The organism is Oleiphilus sp. HI0080 (assembly GCF_001635135.1).
In genome coordinates this window covers 1-732 of sequence record NZ_LWFU01001000.1, presented here as the reverse complement: position 1 = coordinate 732, position 732 = coordinate 1, and the positions used below count along the sequence as shown (strand labels likewise).

The window sequence follows — 732 nt, the reverse complement described above, 5'->3', positions numbered from 1 at the left end:
CATCAGGCTTCCAGAAGAAACTTCAGCTTATTGGTGTTGGTTATCGGGTCCAGGTTCAGGGCCAGAAGCTAAACCTAAACCTTGGTTTTTCTCACCCAGTTGAATATGAACTGCCTAAAGATGTTAAAGCAGAGTCTCCATCACAGACAGAGATTGTACTGACGAGCATCGATAAGCAGCTTTTAGGTCAAGTGGCCGCTGACATTCGTGCATTCCGTCCGCCAGAGCCTTACAAAGGTAAAGGTGTTCGTTATGCTGATGAACATGTCAGACGTAAAGAAGCCAAGAAGAAATAGGTGAGACAATGAGCGAAAAGAAAGTTTCAAGAATTCGTAGAGCGAAAAAAAGCCGCTCTAAAATGAAGTCACTCGGTGAAACTCGTTTGACTATCCATCGTACGCCTCGCCACATCTATGCTCAGGTCATTGCACCCGAGGGAGATAAGGTTCTGGCATCTGCTTCGACTGTTGAAAAGGACCTTCGAGGTGCGAAAACAGGTAACTCGGAAGCGGCTACCAAAGTAGGTCAGTTAATTGCTGAGCGTGCGAAAACTGCAGGCATTACGCGTGTTGCGTTCGATCGTTCCGGTTTTCAATACCACGGTCGTGTAAAGGCTTTAGCCGACGCTGCTCGTGAAGCTGGTTTGGAATTCTAAGGAGTCATCACGATGAGTGTAGAAGAGCAAAAAGGGCCAGAGCTTCAGGAGCGTTTGGTTCAGGTAAACCGCGTCGC

At 47.5% G+C, this 732-nt stretch carries 2 protein-coding genes; both read left to right on the top strand.

Annotation, left to right across the window (positions count from 1 at the left end; genetic code table 11):
• The coding region (gene rplF / locus A3751_RS19090; RefSeq protein ID WP_068458585.1) for a 50S ribosomal protein L6 at positions 1 to 296 on the top strand (296 nt) is incomplete at its 5' end.
• An 8-nt stretch (positions 297 to 304) separates the two neighbouring features.
• Positions 305 to 655 (top strand): 50S ribosomal protein L18, encoded by a 351-nt coding sequence (gene rplR, locus A3751_RS19085; protein ID WP_068450990.1) that lies wholly within the window; start codon positions 305 to 307, stop codon positions 653 to 655.
• Positions 656 to 732 lie beyond the last annotated feature (77 nt).

What these genes read in the sequence shown, in the direction of transcription:
- rplR (WP_068450990.1), top strand. Translation starts at nt 305, where the DNA reads ATGAGCGAAAAGAAAGTTTCAAGAATTCGTAGAGCGAAAAAAAGCCGC.